This window comes from Streptomyces sp. NPDC001732, from assembly GCF_053596315.1.
The window spans coordinates 135781-152857 of record NZ_JBSFFY010000013.1; the positions used below are offsets into that span (position 1 = coordinate 135781).

General features: G+C 72.1%; 14 protein-coding genes and 1 pseudogene. 6 read left to right on the forward strand and 9 right to left on the reverse strand.

Going from position 1 to position 17077, the window contains the following annotated elements; translation table 11 throughout:
• Window positions 1-61: 61 nt before the first annotated feature.
• The gene (locus ACWCXX_RS16250) at window positions 62-1765 is read left to right on the forward strand and encodes a TIGR04141 family sporadically distributed protein (protein ID WP_451127599.1); all 1704 of its coding nucleotides are present in this window, start codon (window positions 62-64) and stop codon (window positions 1763-1765) included.
• 33 nt (window positions 1766-1798) lie between these two features.
• On the opposite strand, the gene ACWCXX_RS16255 is transcribed toward ACWCXX_RS16250, so the two are convergent.
• The 7 genes and pseudogenes from ACWCXX_RS16255 to ACWCXX_RS16285 form a co-directional block, all read right to left on the reverse strand.
• Window positions 1799-2614: a hypothetical protein gene (locus ACWCXX_RS16255; RefSeq protein ID WP_451127601.1), complete on the reverse strand. Its 816-nt coding sequence runs from the start codon at window positions 2612-2614 to the stop codon at window positions 1799-1801.
• A 107-nt stretch (window positions 2615-2721) separates the two neighbouring features.
• Window positions 2722-3075, reverse strand: a complete 354-nt coding sequence (gene mnhG, locus ACWCXX_RS16260; RefSeq protein ID WP_451127603.1) for a monovalent cation/H(+) antiporter subunit G — start codon at window positions 3073-3075, stop codon at window positions 2722-2724.
• Window positions 3072-3398 carry a monovalent cation/H+ antiporter complex subunit F gene (locus ACWCXX_RS16265; protein ID WP_451127605.1) on the reverse strand — a complete coding sequence of 109 codons (327 nt, stop codon included), beginning with the start codon at window positions 3396-3398 and terminating at the stop codon, window positions 3072-3074. The genes mnhG and ACWCXX_RS16265 overlap by 4 nt, the downstream gene beginning before the upstream one ends.
• Window positions 3395-4021, reverse strand: a complete 627-nt coding sequence (locus tag ACWCXX_RS16270) for a Na+/H+ antiporter subunit E (RefSeq protein ID WP_451127607.1) — start codon at window positions 4019-4021, stop codon at window positions 3395-3397. Before ACWCXX_RS16270 ends, ACWCXX_RS16265 begins: the two co-directional genes overlap by 4 nt.
• Window positions 4018-5673 (reverse strand): Na+/H+ antiporter subunit D, encoded by a 1656-nt coding sequence (locus tag ACWCXX_RS16275; protein WP_451127609.1) that lies wholly within the window; start codon window positions 5671-5673, stop codon window positions 4018-4020. Before ACWCXX_RS16275 ends, ACWCXX_RS16270 begins: the two co-directional genes overlap by 4 nt.
• A 140-nt stretch (window positions 5674-5813) precedes the next feature.
• A pseudogene (locus tag ACWCXX_RS16280) lies at window positions 5814-6425 on the reverse strand (Na(+)/H(+) antiporter subunit C); the annotation flags it as partial.
• Window positions 6422-9394: a Na+/H+ antiporter subunit A gene (locus ACWCXX_RS16285; protein ID WP_451127611.1), complete on the reverse strand. Its 2973-nt coding sequence runs from the start codon at window positions 9392-9394 to the stop codon at window positions 6422-6424. The gene ACWCXX_RS16285 and the pseudogene ACWCXX_RS16280, both read right to left, overlap by 4 nt.
• Window positions 9395-9762: 368 nt before the next feature.
• Here ACWCXX_RS16285 and ACWCXX_RS16290 point away from each other — a divergent pair, with 368 nt between their 5' ends.
• The 5 genes from ACWCXX_RS16290 (at window position 9763) to ACWCXX_RS16310 (ending at window position 15259) form a co-directional block, all read left to right on the forward strand.
• Window positions 9763-12654: a nitrate- and nitrite sensing domain-containing protein gene (locus tag ACWCXX_RS16290; protein WP_451127613.1), complete on the forward strand. Its 2892-nt coding sequence runs from the start codon at window positions 9763-9765 to the stop codon at window positions 12652-12654.
• The gene (locus tag ACWCXX_RS16295; RefSeq protein WP_451127615.1) at window positions 12651-13088 is read left to right on the forward strand and encodes a roadblock/LC7 domain-containing protein; all 438 of its coding nucleotides are present in this window, start codon (window positions 12651-12653) and stop codon (window positions 13086-13088) included. The genes ACWCXX_RS16290 and ACWCXX_RS16295 overlap by 4 nt, the downstream gene beginning before the upstream one ends.
• On the forward strand, window positions 13085-13489 hold the full coding sequence (locus ACWCXX_RS16300) for a DUF742 domain-containing protein (protein WP_451127617.1): 405 nt from the start codon (window positions 13085-13087) through the stop codon (window positions 13487-13489). Before ACWCXX_RS16295 ends, ACWCXX_RS16300 begins: the two co-directional genes overlap by 4 nt.
• Window positions 13490-13494: 5 nt before the next feature.
• Complete coding sequence (locus ACWCXX_RS16305) at window positions 13495-14064, forward strand: GTP-binding protein (protein ID WP_451127619.1); 570 nt, start codon at window positions 13495-13497, stop codon at window positions 14062-14064.
• A 61-nt stretch (window positions 14065-14125) separates the two neighbouring features.
• Window positions 14126-15259, forward strand: a complete 1134-nt coding sequence (locus tag ACWCXX_RS16310; protein ID WP_451127621.1) for an FAD-dependent monooxygenase — start codon at window positions 14126-14128, stop codon at window positions 15257-15259.
• 233 nt (window positions 15260-15492) lie between these two features.
• On the opposite strand, the gene ACWCXX_RS16315 is transcribed toward ACWCXX_RS16310, so the two are convergent.
• Together ACWCXX_RS16315 and ACWCXX_RS16320 are read right to left on the reverse strand one after the other, a co-directional pair.
• Complete coding sequence (locus ACWCXX_RS16315) at window positions 15493-15894, reverse strand: RidA family protein (RefSeq protein ID WP_451127623.1); 402 nt, start codon at window positions 15892-15894, stop codon at window positions 15493-15495.
• Complete coding sequence (locus tag ACWCXX_RS16320) at window positions 15891-17018, reverse strand: acyl-CoA dehydrogenase family protein (protein ID WP_451127625.1); 1128 nt, start codon at window positions 17016-17018, stop codon at window positions 15891-15893. Before ACWCXX_RS16320 ends, ACWCXX_RS16315 begins: the two co-directional genes overlap by 4 nt.
• Window positions 17019-17077 lie beyond the last annotated feature (59 nt).

Sequence of the window (17077 nt, forward strand, 5' to 3'; positions counted from 1 at the left end):
AACACCGAGGTGTTCCGCCCACCTTCAGACCTTTTTGCCCACTGCTCCACGGAGGCTCGCCTTGGCATCGAACACTGCGGTACGCACCGTCTACCGGCTGACCGGCGTCGCACCCACCCCGGAGGGCATGCTGGACGCCCTCGACCCGGAACTTCTGGACAGGCTCGGTGCCGGTCTGCACTTCCCCGACGCGCTTGGGGTTCCGGCTGTGTACATCACCTGTGGAATGGAACATGCCGAGGCCCCGTGGTGCGAACCCATGGCACGCACCACCGGCATCACCGTTGCCGAGAGCGTCCGCCGCACCGCCGCCGTCCTGCTGCTCGCCGTCGACGGCACGGTGTACGCCATCGGCTGCGACCAGGGGTACCGACTGGTCCCCGATCACCTCAAGGACAAGCGCTTCGGTCTCTCCTTCGCCATCCGGCAGATGGATCCGAAGATGATCCGCGGGGCGGTGTCGAGGTCCCTCGGACAGGCGCGCACCGACATCTCCCTGGTTCCGAGGGGCGCCACGGTCCCTGTGCTCGGCATCCGCGACCACTCGCGTGTCGTTCGCAGCCTGGGCGGATACCTCGACGACCTGCCGCTCACCCGCTCGCGGTACACGCGTGGAAAGGCGGTCAGTGCCCAGGGCGGATGCGGATTGAGGATCGCCCTGGGGATCGAACCCGAGGCTCTGCTCTCCGACTTACGGACCATCGCCAGGATCTGCCGTGAGGACATCCCGCACCAGGAGCTGGAGTTCGTCGACCACATCGTTCCGGTCACCGATCCCACGGTCCTCGGCGCCCTCGATCGGGAGCTGGACGACTGTCTCGGCCGGCCCGCCGACGGACGGATCTCCTCCGTCGTCCCCTCCGATCACCATGGGGCGCACGCGGAGGCCACCGTGTACATGACGCGGATCAACAGCACCGACGCCTCTCATTCCGACGACTTCGACCTCGGCTACGTACTCATGCGGGCCCGGCTCGCACCGCCCGGCCGACGCCTCAAGGTGCTGCGCGAGGGGACGGTGACCCTGGCCAGGGACCGTCGGGCAGGGGCCGTCGACACACTTGCCGTGACCAGTGCACTGACCTGGCTGGAGACCGGCTCCTCCCTGGGCTCCAGGCGGTTCTTCCTCCTGGAGGGCGAGTGGTACGAGGGAGGGGCCGCCTATGTGGCGGAGAGCCGGGCCACGGTGGCGGCCCTGTTCTCTCCCGTTCCCTCCGTCTCGCTGCCTGCCTGGCTCAATGGTGAGTCCGAGAACACGTACAACAACAGGGTGGCCGACGGGCGGCCGGGCTGGTTCTGTCTCGACACCAAGAACGTCACCAATCCCCTCCGGCCCAGGGACCAGGTCGAGATCTGCGACCTGCTCATGCCCGACGGCACCCTGGTTCTCGTCAAGCGCGCAGGCGGTTCCGGTCCGCTGAGCCATCTGTTCAACCAGGCCAGGGTGGCCGTGGAACTGCTCCAGGAGTCCGCTCAAGTCCGTGCGGAATTCGTTGCGAAGGTCGCCCGGATCAGCGGGGGCGGCCGTGTGCTTCCCGACGACTTCACACCCAGGCGGATCATCCTTGCCATGCTGCTCAAGCACCGCGAGCGTCTGACCCCGGATGCCATCTTCGGCTTCTCCCAGATCACCATCGCCCAGACCGCGAAGGCCCTGGCAGCACGTGGGGTGGCCGTCGAAGTCATCGGAATCCCGGAAGGCGATGCCCATGCACTTTCCCTTCCTTCGTGTCGTGTGGGGATCGGTGCGGGGATCTCCGGCTGAGCGTCCCGGGCCGTGTTGGGCGCGGGGCGCGGTTCAGTGGCCGATCTCGCGGGCCAGGTCGAGGCCAAGGACGCGGTCGAGGTGGGCGAAGGTCTCGAACTTGGCGCCCGGGGGGACGTCGGGGCGGGCGGCGGTGTCGGCGAGCAGGGCGAGGACGGTGGCGACGTCGAGGTTCTCGGTGAGTGCCGCGTACGACTGGCGCAGCAGGTCGGTGGGGATCGGCTTGGAGGGGTGGCGTGCCCAGTCGGCCACCTGGGCGCGCCATTGGCGCAGGGTCTGGCGGGCCCCGGCGAGTGCGGTGCCGGTGATCGTGAGCGGGGCGGTGTGGGGGTGGTCGAGCAGCAGGAGGCGTACGGCCAGGGGGTCGGCCGCGTCCTGGGCGGGGTCGGCCGGGGCGGCCGAGAGATTCGGGAGGGCGGGGGTGTTGTCCGGCGGCGGGGCCGTGTCGACCCGTCCCACCTCGATCCGGGTGCCGGTCGTGGCGTCGCAGTGGTCGCCGTTGTCGTCCGGGGCGAGTACGTGTACGTCGGCGGGGCCGCCGAGCGCGACGGCGGTCGGGGGGTGGATGCCGAGCACCGCCATGACCCGGTCCAGTGCGCCGGCCCGGTCGGTCGTCAGTTCCTGGGTGGTGAGGACCGTGACGACCTGGAGACCGTTCAGTTCCGCGGTGCGTGCCAGGACGTCGCCGACCAGGAGCACGCGCAGGTGCGACGGGCCGAGCCCGGTGCCGGTGTCGTCGTTCGTGCCGGTGCCGAGGGCCGGTAGGTGGACACAGCTGCGCAGCAGGCGGCGCGGTGCGGTGGGGACGTCCACGAGGTGACCGGTACGGGGGTCGGTGATGCGCAGCATGGTGCGGAGGCTAGTCGCGGGGGCCCTCCGGGTGGGGGAGCCCGTGCGGTGGTGTTCGCGTGGAGGCCCGGGGACGGCCGGGGACGGCCACCGTGTTCCGGTCCGGGTCACTCCTCCGCGGTCAGTTGCTCGTCCAGTTCGTCGAAGAGCAGCTCGCCGTGGTCGATCTGCCCGGTCCGGTAGGCGGACCGGGCCACCAGGTGGGCGGCCACGGGTCCGGTCATCAGCTGGAAGAAGCCGATCAGGCCGAGGGTCGCGAGCTCCATGCCGCTGCGCAGTCGCAGGGCGACCCCGGCGAGGGCCAGGAGCATGCCGAGGGTCTGGGGTTTGGTGGCGGCGTGGCTGCGGGAGAGGACGTCGGGGAGGCGGAGCATGCCGATCACGCCGAGCAGGCAGATCGCCGCTCCGACGAAGACCAGTACGGCGCCGGCCATGTCGAGGACCTGAATCCAGGTGTTCATCGGGGTTCCCCCTCACCGTCGTCGTCCGGGGGGCGGCGCGGCGGTCGGTCGCGGACGGCGATGAAGCGGGCGATGCCGACCGATCCCGTGAACCCGAGGAAGGCCAGCACCAGCATGATCGGGAAGTAGAACGAGTCGCGCGCGAAGGCCGACTTGGCGGCCAGGCCCGCGATGATGAGGGCGGCGCACACGTCCAGCGAGATCGCCCGGTCCAGCATGGACGGGCCCCGCCAGATCCGGGCGAGCAGTCCGGCCCCGGCGACGACGATCAGTACGACGGCCGCGGTGAGCAGCGCCCGTTCGACGGTCTCCGGCGCGCTCATGCCCCGGTCCCCCTGTCGGATGCGAGCGGTGGCGGTGGTCCGGCGACGCGTGCGATCTCGTCGGCGGTGCCGAAGGCCCGTACCGTCAGCTCCTCCAGGCGCCACACCGAGCGCCGCGCCGCGTCGAGCACGGCGGGCCGGTCCGCGTCCAGGACGTGCAGGAAGACGGTGGCCGTGGCGCGGCGCACCTCGACGACCGATCCGCCGGGGACGTTCGACACGGCGACGGCGGTGGCCGCGAGCATCAGGTCGGAGCGGCAGCGCAGCGGTACGGCGATGACGGCGGCCCGGTGCGGATGGCCGACGAAGATCTGCCGGGTGACGCGTACGCCCGAGGTGTACATGTCGTAGAGCAGATAACCGGCGAGCATCAGGATGCCCCAGGGGTGCAGGCGGAGTCCGAGGTCGACTTGGGGCAGTGGGAAGGCCAGGCAGACGGCCACCGCGACGACCGCGCCGGTCAGCAGGTTGGCCCCGTTGGGGCTGGACCAGAGGAGCACCCAGATGAGGGTGAGCCAGGCGATCAGCGGGAGGTCGAGCACGCGGCGGCGGCGCCCGGCGAACTCGCAGCTGAGCGGCGGCAGGTCCTTGTTCCGGAAGGACAGCTTGATCAGGCGTTTCACCGGTCGAGCACCGCCCGGGTGTAGGGCGCCCGCGCGATGAGTTCGGCGGCGGCGCGGTCGGTGTAGGAGGTCAGCGGTCCGGCGAACACGGTGAAGGCGAGGCCGAGTGCGACGGCCGCGGCGGTCGCTCCGGTCATCGGCCGCGGCAGTTTCGTCGTGGTGGTGACGGCGTGGCCGTGCAGGGTGGCCGCGACCGCCCGTCCGGCGGGCTGGTGGCGGGGGCGCACCGGTTCGTCGCCGGTACCGGGGACGTGGTCGGGGCCCTCGTCGGTGTCGGTGTCGTCCTCGTCGGAGTCGGACTCCAGGACGGTGCCGTACGCGGCCTGTCCGGGGGGCGCGGCCCGCCAGAACGCCAGGTTCCAGACCTTGGCCATCACGTACAGGGTGAGCAGGCCGGTCACCGCCGAGCCGACGACGAGGATCCACGCCCAGACTCCGCCGTCGACGACACCGGCCCGCATCAGCCCGAGTTTGCCGATGAAGCCGGACAGCGGCGGGATGCCGGCCAGGTTCATGGCGGGGACGAAGAACAGCGTGGCGAGCAGGGGTGCCGCCTTGGCGAGGCCGCCGGTCCGGGTGAGTTCGGTGGTGCCGCTCCGGCGTTCGATCAGCCCCGCCACCAGGAAGAGGGTGGTCTGGACGGTGATGTGGTGGGCGACGTAGACGATCGCGCCGCCGTACGCGTCCCGGGTGGCGAGGCCGATACCGAAGACCATGTAACCGATGTGGCTGATGAGGGTGAAGGAGAGCAGTCGTTTCAGGTCGGTCTGGGCCACGGCTCCGAGGACGCCGACGACCATCGAGGCGAGCGCGGCGGCCATCAGCAGGTCGCCGAGCCGGTTGCCGGGGAAGAGCAGCGTCTCCGTGCGGAGCATGCAGTAGACGCCGACCTTGGTGAGCAGGCCGGCGAAGACCGCGGTGACCGGGGCGGGCGCGGTCGGGTAGGAGTCGGGGAGCCAGGCGGCGAGCGGGAAGACGGCGGCCTTGATGGCGAAGACGGTGAGCAGCATCGCCTGGATCAGGGTCTGCACTCCGAGCGGCAGTCCGCCGAGCCGTTCGGCCAGTTGCGCGAAGTTGGCGGTGCCGGCCGCCGCGTACGTCATGGCGATGGCGGTGAGGAACAGCATCGACGAGAACAGCGAGATGATCACGTAGGTGGAGCCGGCCCGGACCCGGGGGCCGGTGCCGCCGAGGGTGAGCAGGACGAAACTGGCGACCAGCATGATCTCGAAGCCGACGTAGAGGTTGACCAGGTCACCGGCGAGGAAGGTGCAGGAGACCCCGGCGACCAGGATCAGGTACGCGGGGTGGAAGACCGCTACGGGTGTCTCCTCGTCCCGGTCGGCCATGCCCTGGCCCAGGGAGTAGACCAGCACGCAGAGCGTGACGGCGGAGGACACCGTCAGCATCAGCCCGGACAGCCGGTCGGCGACCAGGGTGATGCCGAGCGGCGGCGCGAAGTCGCCGAGGTGGACGGTGAGCGGGCCGCGGATATCGGCGACGATCATCAGGGTGACGGAGAGTCCGAGCACGGCGCTGAGCACGGCGACGCTGACGAGGCGCTGGACCTGTTTGAGCCGGGTGCCGAAGGCGAGGCTGAGGCCGGTCGCACAGAGCGGCAGCAGCACCGGCAGGGGGACGAGTGCGTTCATCCGGTGGCTCCCGGGTCGGTGTCGTCGGGGCGGGGTTCTTCCGGCGGGCCGCCTTCGGGGCCGGGGGTTCGCGGTGGGCGGCCATCGGCGCGGGGGGCTCCTGGTGGGCCGCCTTCGGAGCCGGGGGTTCGCGGTGGGCCGCCTTCGGCACGGGGGGTTCGCGGGCCGGTGTCCTCCGCGTGGGGCCGCGGTTGCGCGTAGTCCTCGGGGTCCGCGCCCAGTACGTCGTGCCAGAGGTCGCCGGTGGCGTACCGGCCGCGCGCCTGCAGGGCCCGGTCGGCGCGCAGCCGGGCCCGGAGCCGGCGGCGTTCCTCGCGGTACCGGGCGCGCTGCTCGGCCGTGACGTCGTCGGCGGCCCGGTACCGCTCGCGCAATTCGTCGCGCTCCCCCAGTACCTCGGCGCGCAGTGCGATGCGCCGGTCCTCCAGGTCGTCGTGGACCTCGTCCGTACCGGTCAGCTGGTGGCTGCGGTACGCCATGGCGAGGAGGAACGCCGTGGTGGCGAGGGTGATGACGATCGCGGTGAGCGCGATGGCCTGCGGCAGCGGGTCGGTGACCCGCCCGAGCGGGACGCCGTAGAGGAGCGGTTCCGCACCGGCCGAGCCGGTGGCGGCGAGGACGAGCAGGTTGATGCCGTTGCCCGCGATCACCGCGCCGAGCAGGATGCGGGTGAGCGGTCTGGTGAGCATGAGGATGCCGCCGACCGCGCACAGCACCACGGCGGTGGCCAGGAGCGAGACGCTGACCGTCATTCGGTGACGCCTCCCGTTCCCGGGGCCGTGCCGGGGGAGGTGCCCGGAGGCGTTCCGGGGGGCGTTCTTGGCGGTGCGCCGGTGTTCGCCGCCGCGGTCCTCGCAGCCGCCTTCTCGATCACCGCCCGCTCGATCTGCCGGTCGATCTTGGCGCCGAGCGCCCGCACGATGTCCAGCACCACGCCCAGGACCAGCAGGTAGACCCCGAAGTCGAAGAGGACCGGCGTGCCGATGTGGTACTCGCCGATCAGGGGCAGCCGACCGTGGTGGGTCCAGGCGTGCAGGACCGTTCCGTCGACGAGGCCGAGCAGGGCGACGCCGGTGGAGACGAACAGCCCGAGGCCGGTGAAGAGTCCGGGCTGGAGCGGTGCGGCCTCGGCGAGTTCGAAGCGTCCGCCCGCCAGGTAACGGGTGATCAGCGCGAGTCCGGCGACGAGCCCGGCGACGAAGCCTCCGCCCGGCATGTTCTCGGCGCAGAACAGCAGGTACACCGAGAGCACCAGGACCGGGTGGAACAGCAGCCGGGCCACGACCTCGAAGACGACGGAGCGGTGCTCGGGCGCCAGCGTCGAGCCGGCCGCGAGCCAGCCGCGTTCCGGGGCTCCCTCGTCGCCGTGCGGAAGCCCCGTCAGTCCGGGTGACGTCACCGACCAGGCGGTGCGTCCCCGGATCTCCTCACGCGGCAGTTCCTCGGTACGGCGGTGCAGATAGATCAGGCTCGTCACCCCGATCGCCGCCGCGGCGAGGACGGCGGACTCCCCCATCGTGTCCCAGGAGCGCAGGTCGACCAGGATGGTGGCCACGACGTCCTTGAGGCCGTGGTGGGCGACCTCCTCGACCATGGCCGCGCCCGCCGGGGCCGCCGTACGGGCGGCCGCCGCGACCCACACCACCACGCCGAGCGTCGCCGCCGCGGCCAGGGCCACCGGGATGCGCACCGCACGCCGCCAGGTGCTGACCGACTCCTGGAAGTGCACCGGCATCCGCCGCAGCACCAGCACGAAGACGATCATCGACACGGTCTCGACGCAGAACTGGGTGAGTGCCAGGTCGGGGCCGCCCTGGACGACGAAGAGCAGCGCCGCGCCGTACCCGGTCAGGCCGGCCAGCACCACCGCCTTCATGCGGCGGCTGACGGTGAGGCACAGGAGCGCGGCCGCGCAGGTCAGTACGGCGACGGCGCCCTGCAGGGGGACGTCCCAGAGCCGCGGGGCCGGGGCTTCGCGCCACGGCCGGTCCACGCCGAGGACGGCGAGCTGACCGGCCAGCACCACGAGCAGGGTGGTGGCGAGGTAGACGGAGAGCGAGCCGCGCTGGACGAAGCCGGTGAGCTGGAGCGAGAACCGTTCCAGGCCGAGCAGCAGATGTCCGAAGACGCTGTCGGCGGTCGGCCAGGCGATCCGGCGGGAGATCCGGGTCACGGTGGTGCGGCCCAGGAAGAGCACCGCGCCGCCCGCCGTGGCGACGGCCGAGAGCAGCAGGGCGGTCCCGAAACCGTGCCAGAGCGCGAGGTGGTACGGGTGCGCGGACGGCGGGAACGCGTCCGCGTACGCGCTCAGCAGCCGGTCGGTCCATTCGACGCCCGGTCCCAGCACCAGCCCGCAGAGCGCGAGCAGCGCGGGCGGCGCGAGGAAGGCCGGGCCCACCCGGTGCACCGGGGTGTCCGCGACGCCGGGCTTGCGGGCGAAGGCGCCCCAGACGAACCGCATGGTGTACGCGACGGTCAGGGCCGAGCCCGCGACGGTGAGGCCCAGCGCCCAGTGGTCGGCGGCGGAGCCGTGCAGCAGTGCCTCGAACGCGGCCTCCTTGGCGGCGAATCCGAGCAGCGGCGGCAGGGCGGCCATGGACGCGGCGGCGAGTACCGCGACCGCGCAGACGTGCGGCAGGGCCCGGCCGACGCCGGAGAGTCTGCGCAGGTCGCGGGTGCCGGCCGTGTGGTCGACGATGCCGGTGACGAGGAACAGCGGCGCCTTGAAGCAGGCGTGACCCAGGATCATGGCGGCCGCGGCCAGTGCCGTGTCCCGGGTACCGGCCCCGGCGAGCAGGGTGAGGAAGCCGAGCTGGCTGACGGTGCCGTAGGCGAGGACCAGTTTGAGGTCGTTCAGGCGCAGCGCCCGCCAGCCGCCGAGCAGCATGGTCCCGGCGCCGAGGACGATCACGACGGGCCGCCAGAGCGGCACGTCGGCGAAGCCGGGCGCGAGCCGGGCGACCAGGTACACCCCGGCCTTCACCATCGCGGCGGCGTGCAGATAGGCGCTGACGGGCGTCGGCGCGGCCATGGCGTTGGGCAGCCAGAGGCTGAACGGCCAGATCGCCGACTTCGACAGGGCTCCGCACAGGATCAGCACCACCGCGACCGAGACGGCGGGGCCCGTGGGGGGCGGGTCGGCGAGGATGGTGGAGATGCGGTACGTGCCCGCCGTCCGGCCGAGGAGGAGGAAGCCGACGAACATCGCGAGGCCGCCGAGCGTGGTGACGATGAGCGCCTGGAGGGCGGAGCGGCGGCTGTGCTTCTGCTCGCTGTCGTACCCGATGAGCAGGTACGAGAAGACCGTGGTCAGCTCCCAGAACACATAGAGCGAGATCAGGTCGTCGGCGAGGACGAGGGCGAGCATGGCGCCCGCGAACGCGAGCAGGTTCCCGGCGAATCCGGCCAGTTGCGGGGTCCTGCCGGTGAAGTACGAGGCGCAGTAGAGCAGGACGAGCGTGCCGATTCCGGCCGCGAGCAGCACCATCAGCTCGGCGAGCGCGTCGAGCCGCAGCTCGACGGTGACGTCGTAGGCGGGCATCCACTGCCACGACCGGGTGACGGAGCCGCCGGACGCGGTGGTGTTCCACTGCGTGGCCGCCCACACGGTGGTGGCGGCCGGTGGCAGTGCGAGGAGGACGAAGGCGCGGCTGCCCAGCGCCCGCACCAGCGGTCGCGCGCAGGCGGCCAGGACGAAGTGGCAGACGATGAGCGCGGTCATGCGGTGTCGGTGGGCGCCCCGGGACCGCCCCGGTCCGACGTCCGGGGACTGAACGATTGATTACGGGCAAAGAGCACCGAATACAGATATATCCCTGACCGCTCTTCACCCGTACGGCGCGCCGCACCCGGTGCGGCGCAGTCGGCCGTCGCGCCCGAGCGCAACCCCTGAATCAGCCACTTCTTCACCGTCACCGAACGCCGGAGAGGCCCCGGAAATACCCCCGACTGCTATACGAACCCATATGAACCGGGCTACTTCAGAGTGCGGTGACGAAGCCGTGCATGATCGGCGATGCACATGTGATCCCGCTTTTTGTTCGTTTTTTCAACGTGACTAATATCTATCTGTCGAGGTTCTCAACGGATTTGACCAGTCATGAGGCTGGCCCCATCGTCAAGGAGCACGCCCTGCGCACGCGCGCCTCACGGCGGACCGGATCGACCACCATGTCGTTGCGGACAGCCCTGCTCGTACTGGCCATCGTCCCCGGCGTCGCACTGGCCGCCCTCTGGGCCGTCACCAGTGGTCAGACCCTGCTGGACTTCCAACGCCAGGCAGCCCAGGGGCTGCTGGCCGAGAAGGCGGGCCAGCCGTCCAACATCGTGTACTACAACCTGCAGGAGGAGCGGCGGCTCAGCGCCGAGGCGCTCGCCCGGCACAAGGGCGCCACCGAGGCGCTCCAGCAGCAGCGCAAGCTGACCGACAAGGCGGTCGAGAGCTTCCGGTCGCTCTCCGACGTGGCCACCGACGACGCCCCGGCCGAGGTCCGCGACGCGGTCACCGAGGCCCGCAAGGCGATCGACCAGCTGCCCACCCAGCGCACCCTCGTCGACGAGGGCGGCAGTGAGCAGCAGAAGGCCGTGTACGGCTACTACACGGACCTGATCGCGGTCGACCTCGAACTCTTCGCGGCCCTGAGCCATGTCGACAACGGCCGGATCACCACGCTCTCGCAGCCGCTGGTCGACCTGTTCTGGACCAAGGAGATGATCTCCCGTTCGGACGCGCTGCTGGCGCGCGGCTGGGCCGACAAGAAGCTGAGCACCGAGAACCTGCGGCTGGTCCGGGAGGCCGTTTCCGGCCAGGAACTCCAGTACTCCACCAAGGTCGTCCCCCAGCTCCCCGCGGACGAGAAGGCCATGTGGGAGGAGATCGTCCGCAGCGACGCCTGGAAGACCAAGACCCGGGTGGAGAACGAGGTGCTGCGCCCGGCCAAGGCCGACGCGGACGGATTCGTCGCCCTGGACGCCCGCGAGGAGACCTGGCGCGGGGCGATGGACGAACTCGACCCGCAGATCGAGAAGCTGCTGGAGCACCGCACCGCCCTCGTGGTCGAGGAGGGCAAGGGCAGTATCATGTCGCTGCTGCTCAAGATGGTGCTGACCACCGTCATCGGTCTGGTGGCCGTGATCACGGTCATCTGGACCACCTGGCGCCTCACCCGTAACCTCCGTCGCCGGATCGGCCGTCTGCAGGAGCGGGCCGAGGAGCTGGAGAAGGCCCTGCCCGAGGTCGTCGAGCGGCTCGCGCAGGGCGAGCGGATCGACGTCGAGGCCGAGGCCCGCGCCATCGAGCGCGACGGCGACAACACCGGCGACGAGCTGACCCGGCTCGGCGACGCCCTCAACCTGGCCCGCACCAGTGCGCTGGCGGCGGCCGTCAAACAGGCCGACCAGCACCGCGGCTTCGAGCGCCTGCTCCAGCGCATCGCCCGCCGTACCCAGCAGTTGATCGGCCAGCAGCTGAAGAAGCTGGACGAGCTGGAGCGCAAGCACGAGGACCCCGAGGTGCTGGAGGGCCTCTTCGACCTCGACCACCTCACCGCCCGACTGCGGCGGTACGAGGAGAACCTGGTGATCCTCGCGGGCGGTTCGCCGCACCGGCGCTGGCGCAAGCCGGTCCCGTTGCTGGACGTGATGCGTTCCGCGCAGGGCGAGGTGCAGGACTACCGGCGCGTGGTGCTGGACATCGACGGCAGCCCCTGGCTGTCGGAGCGCGCCGTCGGACCGGTCTCCCACGTGCTGGCCGAGCTGATCGAGAACGCGCTCAGCTTCTCCCGGCCGCCGAGCCCGGTCGAGGTCAGGGCCGCCAAGGTGATCCGGGGCCTGGCCATCGAGGTCGAGGACCGCGGCCTCGGGATGGACGAGGAACAGCTGGCGGCGGCCAACGAGCTGATGGCCCGGCCGCCCCGCATGGACGTGCTCGCCCACGCCGACGACATCCGTCTCGGCCTGTACGTGATCGCGCGGCTCGCGGACCAGCACGACCTGCGGGTGGAGTTCCGCTCCTCGGCGTACGGCGGCACCCGCGTGGTCGTGCTCGTCCCCGACGAGCTCACCGTCCCGGAACCGCGGACCGGCCCGGTCGGCGTGCCGTCCCCCGCGGCCGCCGCTCCCCCGGCTCCCGCTCCCGACGGCGCGCTGCCCACCCGCGTACAGGGCCAGGCCCTGGCCGGAGTCACCGCGCTGAACGCCGCGGGCGCGCCCTACCCCGCCACGGAGCAGCCACACCCGGCGGAACGGGAACAGCACCCCCACCAGCCGGCCGCAAACGCGTTCCCCGGTCAGGAACAGCCGTACGCGGCGCCGGGGAACCCGGACGCGGGCCAGGAACCGCCCCGCACCGCGCCGGAGACCGCCGGCCCGGCACAGGGCGCGCCCTACGGGACGCCGGAAAGTCCCCGCACCGCACCGGCCGCGCCGTACCCCCCGCACGAGGACCCGTACGGACAGGCCGAGCGGCCGTACATGACGGCGGCGGGGCAGTACCCCGTGGATCAGCCGCCGTACACGGCGCCCGAGGAACCGTACGTGAACCCGCAGCAGCCGTACGCCGCCGCGCCGTACCCCACCGGTGCCGGGGACGGCGCGCCCCTCGCGGTTCCCGGTACGCAGGCCGCCCGGCCCGCCCAGTTGCCGGTCTCCGTGCCCGACCACCCGGCCCCGCCGATGCCGGAGGCCGTCCACCGGGAGAGCGGGTCCGACCGTCCCGCCCTCCCCGCGCCCGGAGCGGAGCCCCCGTTGCCGCGCCGGGTGCGCCAGGCCAGCCTGGCCGACGAACTGCGGATCGCGCCCGCCGCGCCGAACCGGCCGGGACGGCAGGAGAACCCGCCGTCGCGACCGGCGGCACCGCGCCGGGCGGGAGCGGCGATCGGGGCGTTCCAGCGCCGGTCCCGCGCCGCCCGCGCCACCGATGAGGCGTCCGCGCAGCCCGCACCGCCCGCCACCCCCCTCCCTACGAGAGAAGAACGGCCATGACACGTACAACCGCCACTCACCAGGATCTCGACTGGCTGCTCGACGGCCTGGTGGACTCGGTGGCCGAGACCCTGAACGCCGTCCTGCTCTCCGACGACGGTCTGGTGGTGAGCCACTCGCGCACCATCGAGCGCCCCGACGCCGAGCGGCTGGCCGCCATCTGCACCGGTCAGCAGAGCCTGGCCCGCGGTGTCGGCCAGCTCTTCGACGGCGGCGCCGTGCACCAGGTGATCGTCGAGCTGAACGAGCTCTGGCTCTTCATCATCTCGGCCGGCCAGGGCACCCACCTGGCCGTGATCGCCTCCCAGGAGGTGGACGCCGAGATCATGTCGCTCGCCATGCACAACCTCGTGCAGCAGGTCGGCCAGAAGCTCAGCACGCCGGTCCGCAGCGAGTTCGACGCCTTCGGCACCGGGGGCGGGCAGCGCGCGTGACCCCGTACTGGGAGGAGGAGGCCGAGGAGGACGGTGCGGGCACGATGGTGCGTCCGTACACCATCACCCGGGGCCGGACCGCTCCCGAGCGGGACGACTTCAGCCTCATCACCGTACTCACGACCGCCCAGGACCCCCGGGACGAGCGCGGCATGCCGATCCTGCCGGGACGGCTCCAGCCGGAGCACCGGATGATCCTGGAGCGCTGCCGCCGCCCGTCCGCGGTCGCCGAGGTCTCGTCCGACCTCGGCCTCCCGGTGTCGGTGACCAAGATCCTGCTGGCCGACCTCGTCGCCCAGGGCCTGCTGCTGGCCCGCGCCCCGCTCTCGGTGGCGCGGGCGGCCGGCGGGGCCGACATGGGCCTGCTCGCCGCCGTTCGTGACGGACTCCGGAGACTCTGAACCACATGACAAGCAGTCAGGCGGCCCCCGCCGCCGTCAAGATACTCATCGCCGGAGGCTTCGGCGTCGGCAAGACCACCCTGGTGGGCGCGGTCAGCGAGGTGACCCCGCTGCGCACCGAGGAGTACCTGACCCAGGCCAGCGTCGGCGTCGACGACCTCGCCGGGGTCGGCCAGAAGGACACCACCACCGTGGCCCTGGACTTCGGCCGGATCACGGTCAGTCCCGAGCTGGTGGTCTACCTCTTCGGCACCCCCGGCCAGGAGCGCTTCTGGTTCATGTGGAACGACCTGGTCAACGGGGCGCTCGGCGGCGTGGTGATCGCCGACACCCGCAGGCTGGAGACGAGTTTCGCCTCGATCGACTTCTACGAGAGCCGGGACATCCCGTTCGTCGTGGCGATCAACTGCTTCCACGGCCACAACACCCGTACCCCCGACGAGATCAGGACCGCCCTCGACCTCGATCCGCACGTTCCGCTGCTGGTCGGCGACGTCCGGGAGCGGGCCTTCGGCCGGGACGTGCTGCTGGCCCTGGTCGACCACCTGATGGGCCTGCCCGTCGCGGCCGGCTGATCGCCCGCCCCTCGTACTTCCCGTACTTCCCGTACTTCTTCTCGTTCTGGAGAGATCTGAGATGGCAACACCCCTGCGCGTCCTCGTCCACGGCGGCGGCATCGGCGGGCTCACCCTCGCCACCGCCCTGGCCCGTCGCGGCCACACCGTCGAGGTCGCCGAACTCCGCGACGAGCTGGAGGCCCTCGGCGTCGGCATCATCCAGCCGTCCAACGCCCTCCACGTCATGCGGGAGATCGGGGTGCTCGACGACTGCCTCGCGGCCGGCTTCGAGTGGGAGGTCCTGACCATCGCCGACCCGGCCGGCAACACGCTCGCCGAGATACCCCAGCCCCGGATGGGCGACGCCCCCTCCAACAACGGCATCCCGCGGCCCGCCCTGGCCCGGGTGCTGAACTCCGCCGCCGTCGCCGCGGGCGCCACGATCCGCTTCGGCACCACCGTCACCGAGCTGACCGACGACGGTGCCGGGGTGGACGTCACCCTCTCCGACGGCTCCTCGGGCCGCTGGGACCTGGTGGTCGGCTTCGACGGCATCGGTTCGCCGTTGCGCACCCGGCTGTACGGGGACCGTTACGCTCCCCGGTACACCGGCTTCGCCAACTGGCGGGTGACGGTGCCCCGGCAGGACCGGGTCCGGGGCGTCGTGATGAGCACCGCGGGGCCGGAGGCCAAGGCGCTGCTCACCCCGATCACCGAGGAACTGATGTACCTGGGCGCGGTGTTCGCCGAGGCCGAGGACTTCCGGCCGGACCCGCTGCGGGCCCACGAGCAGCTCGCGGAGCGGCTGGCGATGTTCTCGGGGCCGGTCGCCGAGGCGCTCGGTCACGTCACCGACCCGGCCGCCGTGGTGTACTCGCGGATCTCCCAGGTGACGGTCGAGGAGCCGTGGCACGTCGGGCGGGTCGTCCTGGCCGGTGACGCCGCGCACGCCTCCACCCCGCACATCGCGCAGGGTGCGGCGATGGCCGTCGAGGACGCCCTGGTGCTCGCCCAGTCGCTGGACTCCGAGGACGGGGTGCCCGCGGCCCTCGCCGCGTGGGAGGCCCGCCGCCGCCCCCGCGCCATGTGGGTGCAGGCCATCTCGCGCGCGGTGCTCAAGCAGGAGACGGGCAGCGCGACCACGCCCGAGGAGGACGAGCTGCTGAAGGTCGGCATCCCGGGCGCGGCGCACGTGCTGGTGAAGCCGTACTGACCCACGGCCGTACCGACCGACGGTCGTCCGGTTCCGGGCCCCGGGCCCGGACGACCGGCCGCGCGGCATCCGGGGTACCGGGCGCCGCGCGCCGATGAGACCGTGCGGGACCCGGAGCGCCGGGTCCCGCACGGTGCGTTCACGGCGCGGTGCCGCCGTCCCGCCCGTTCGCACGGAGCGCCGCCGTCCCGCGCGAACGTCCGGGGCGACGGATCCGACGGGGGTTCACGGGTTCACGGCAGTACCGCGATCCCGTCGAGCTCGACGAGGGCCTGCTCGTCCCAGAGCCTGGCCACCCCGACGACCGCCATCGCCGGATAGTCGCGGCCCGCCAACCGCCGCCAGATCCTGCCCAGTTCACCGGCTCTCTCCCGGTAGTCGGCCACATCGGTGGCGTACACCGTGACCCTGGCCAGGTCCGCCGGGGCGCCGCCCGCCGCGCGCAGGGCGGTGAGCAGATTGGTGAGCGCCGTCGCGAACTGCTCGGCCAGGCCGTCGCCGACCACCTTGCCGTCCTGGTCGAGTGCCGTCTGCCCGGCCAGGAAGACCAGTTGGCCGCCGATGGCCGTGACGGCGTGCGAGAAACCCGTGGGCGGGGACAGCTCGGTGGGGTTGATCCGGTGGACCGGACTCATGCGGACACCTCCCGGTTCGCGTACAGCTCCTTGGCGATGATCGTGCGCTGGACCTCGCTGGCGCCCTCGTAGATCCGTGGCGCGCGGACCTCCCGGTAGAGGTGTTCGAGGAGGTGGCCGCGGCGCAGGGCGCGGGCACCGTGCAGTTGGACGGCGGTGTCGACGACGTACTGGGCGGTCTCGGTGGCGTACAGCTTGGCCATGGCGGCGCGGCGCGGCACCCCGGGCTGCCCGGCGTCGTACGCGGCGGCGGCCGCGTACACCAGGAGCCGGGCGGCCTCGATGCGGGTGGCCATCTCGGCGACCTGGTGGGAGACGGCCTGGAGGTCCTTCAGCGGGCCGCCGAACGCGGTGCGGTGCGCGGTGTGTTCCACGGTGGCGTCGAGGGCGGCTCGGGCCATGCCGACGGCGAACGCGCCGACGCTGGGGCGGAACAGGTTGAGGGTGTTCATGGCGACGCGGAAGCCCCGGTCCGGTTCGCCGAGCACGTCGTCGGGGGTGACCGGGACGCCGTCGAAGGCCAGGGCCCCGATGGGGTGCGGCGAGAGCATGTCGAGTGCGGTGCCGGTGAGGCCGGGGCGGTCGGCGGGAACCAGGAACGCGGTGACACCGCGCGATCCGGCGCCCGGGGTCGTGCGCGCGAACACGGTGTAGAAGTCGGCCTCGGGCGCGTTGGAGATCCAGCACTTCTCGCCGGTCAGCCGCCAGCCGTCGCCGTCGCGTCCGGCCGCCAGGGCGAGGGCCGCCGCATCGGATCCGGCCCCCGGCTCGCTGAGCGCGAAGGCGGCCACGGCGCGTCCGGCCCGTACCTCGGGGAGCCAGCGGGCGCGTTGGGCGGGGGTGCCCGCCCGCACCACGGGGTGGGTGCCGAGCCCCTGGAGGGCCAGGGCGGTCTCGGCCTCCGTGCAGCCCCGGGCCAGGGACTCGCGGAGCAGGCAGAGGTCGAGGGCGCCGGAGTCCAGCAGCCGGTCGAGGAGGCCCGCGGCGCCGAGTGCGGCGATCAGGGGGCGGTTGACGTGGCCCGGTTCGCCCTTCTCGGCGAGGGGGCGCAGTTGCTGTTCGGCGAGGGTTTCCAGCTCCTCGCACCAGGCGGTCTGTTCCGGATCGAGTGAGAATGCCGTCATACGGGCGCCTCTCCTGTCGCGTCTCGTCTGCTTGCCTTCCCGTTCCCGTCCGTCCGTTC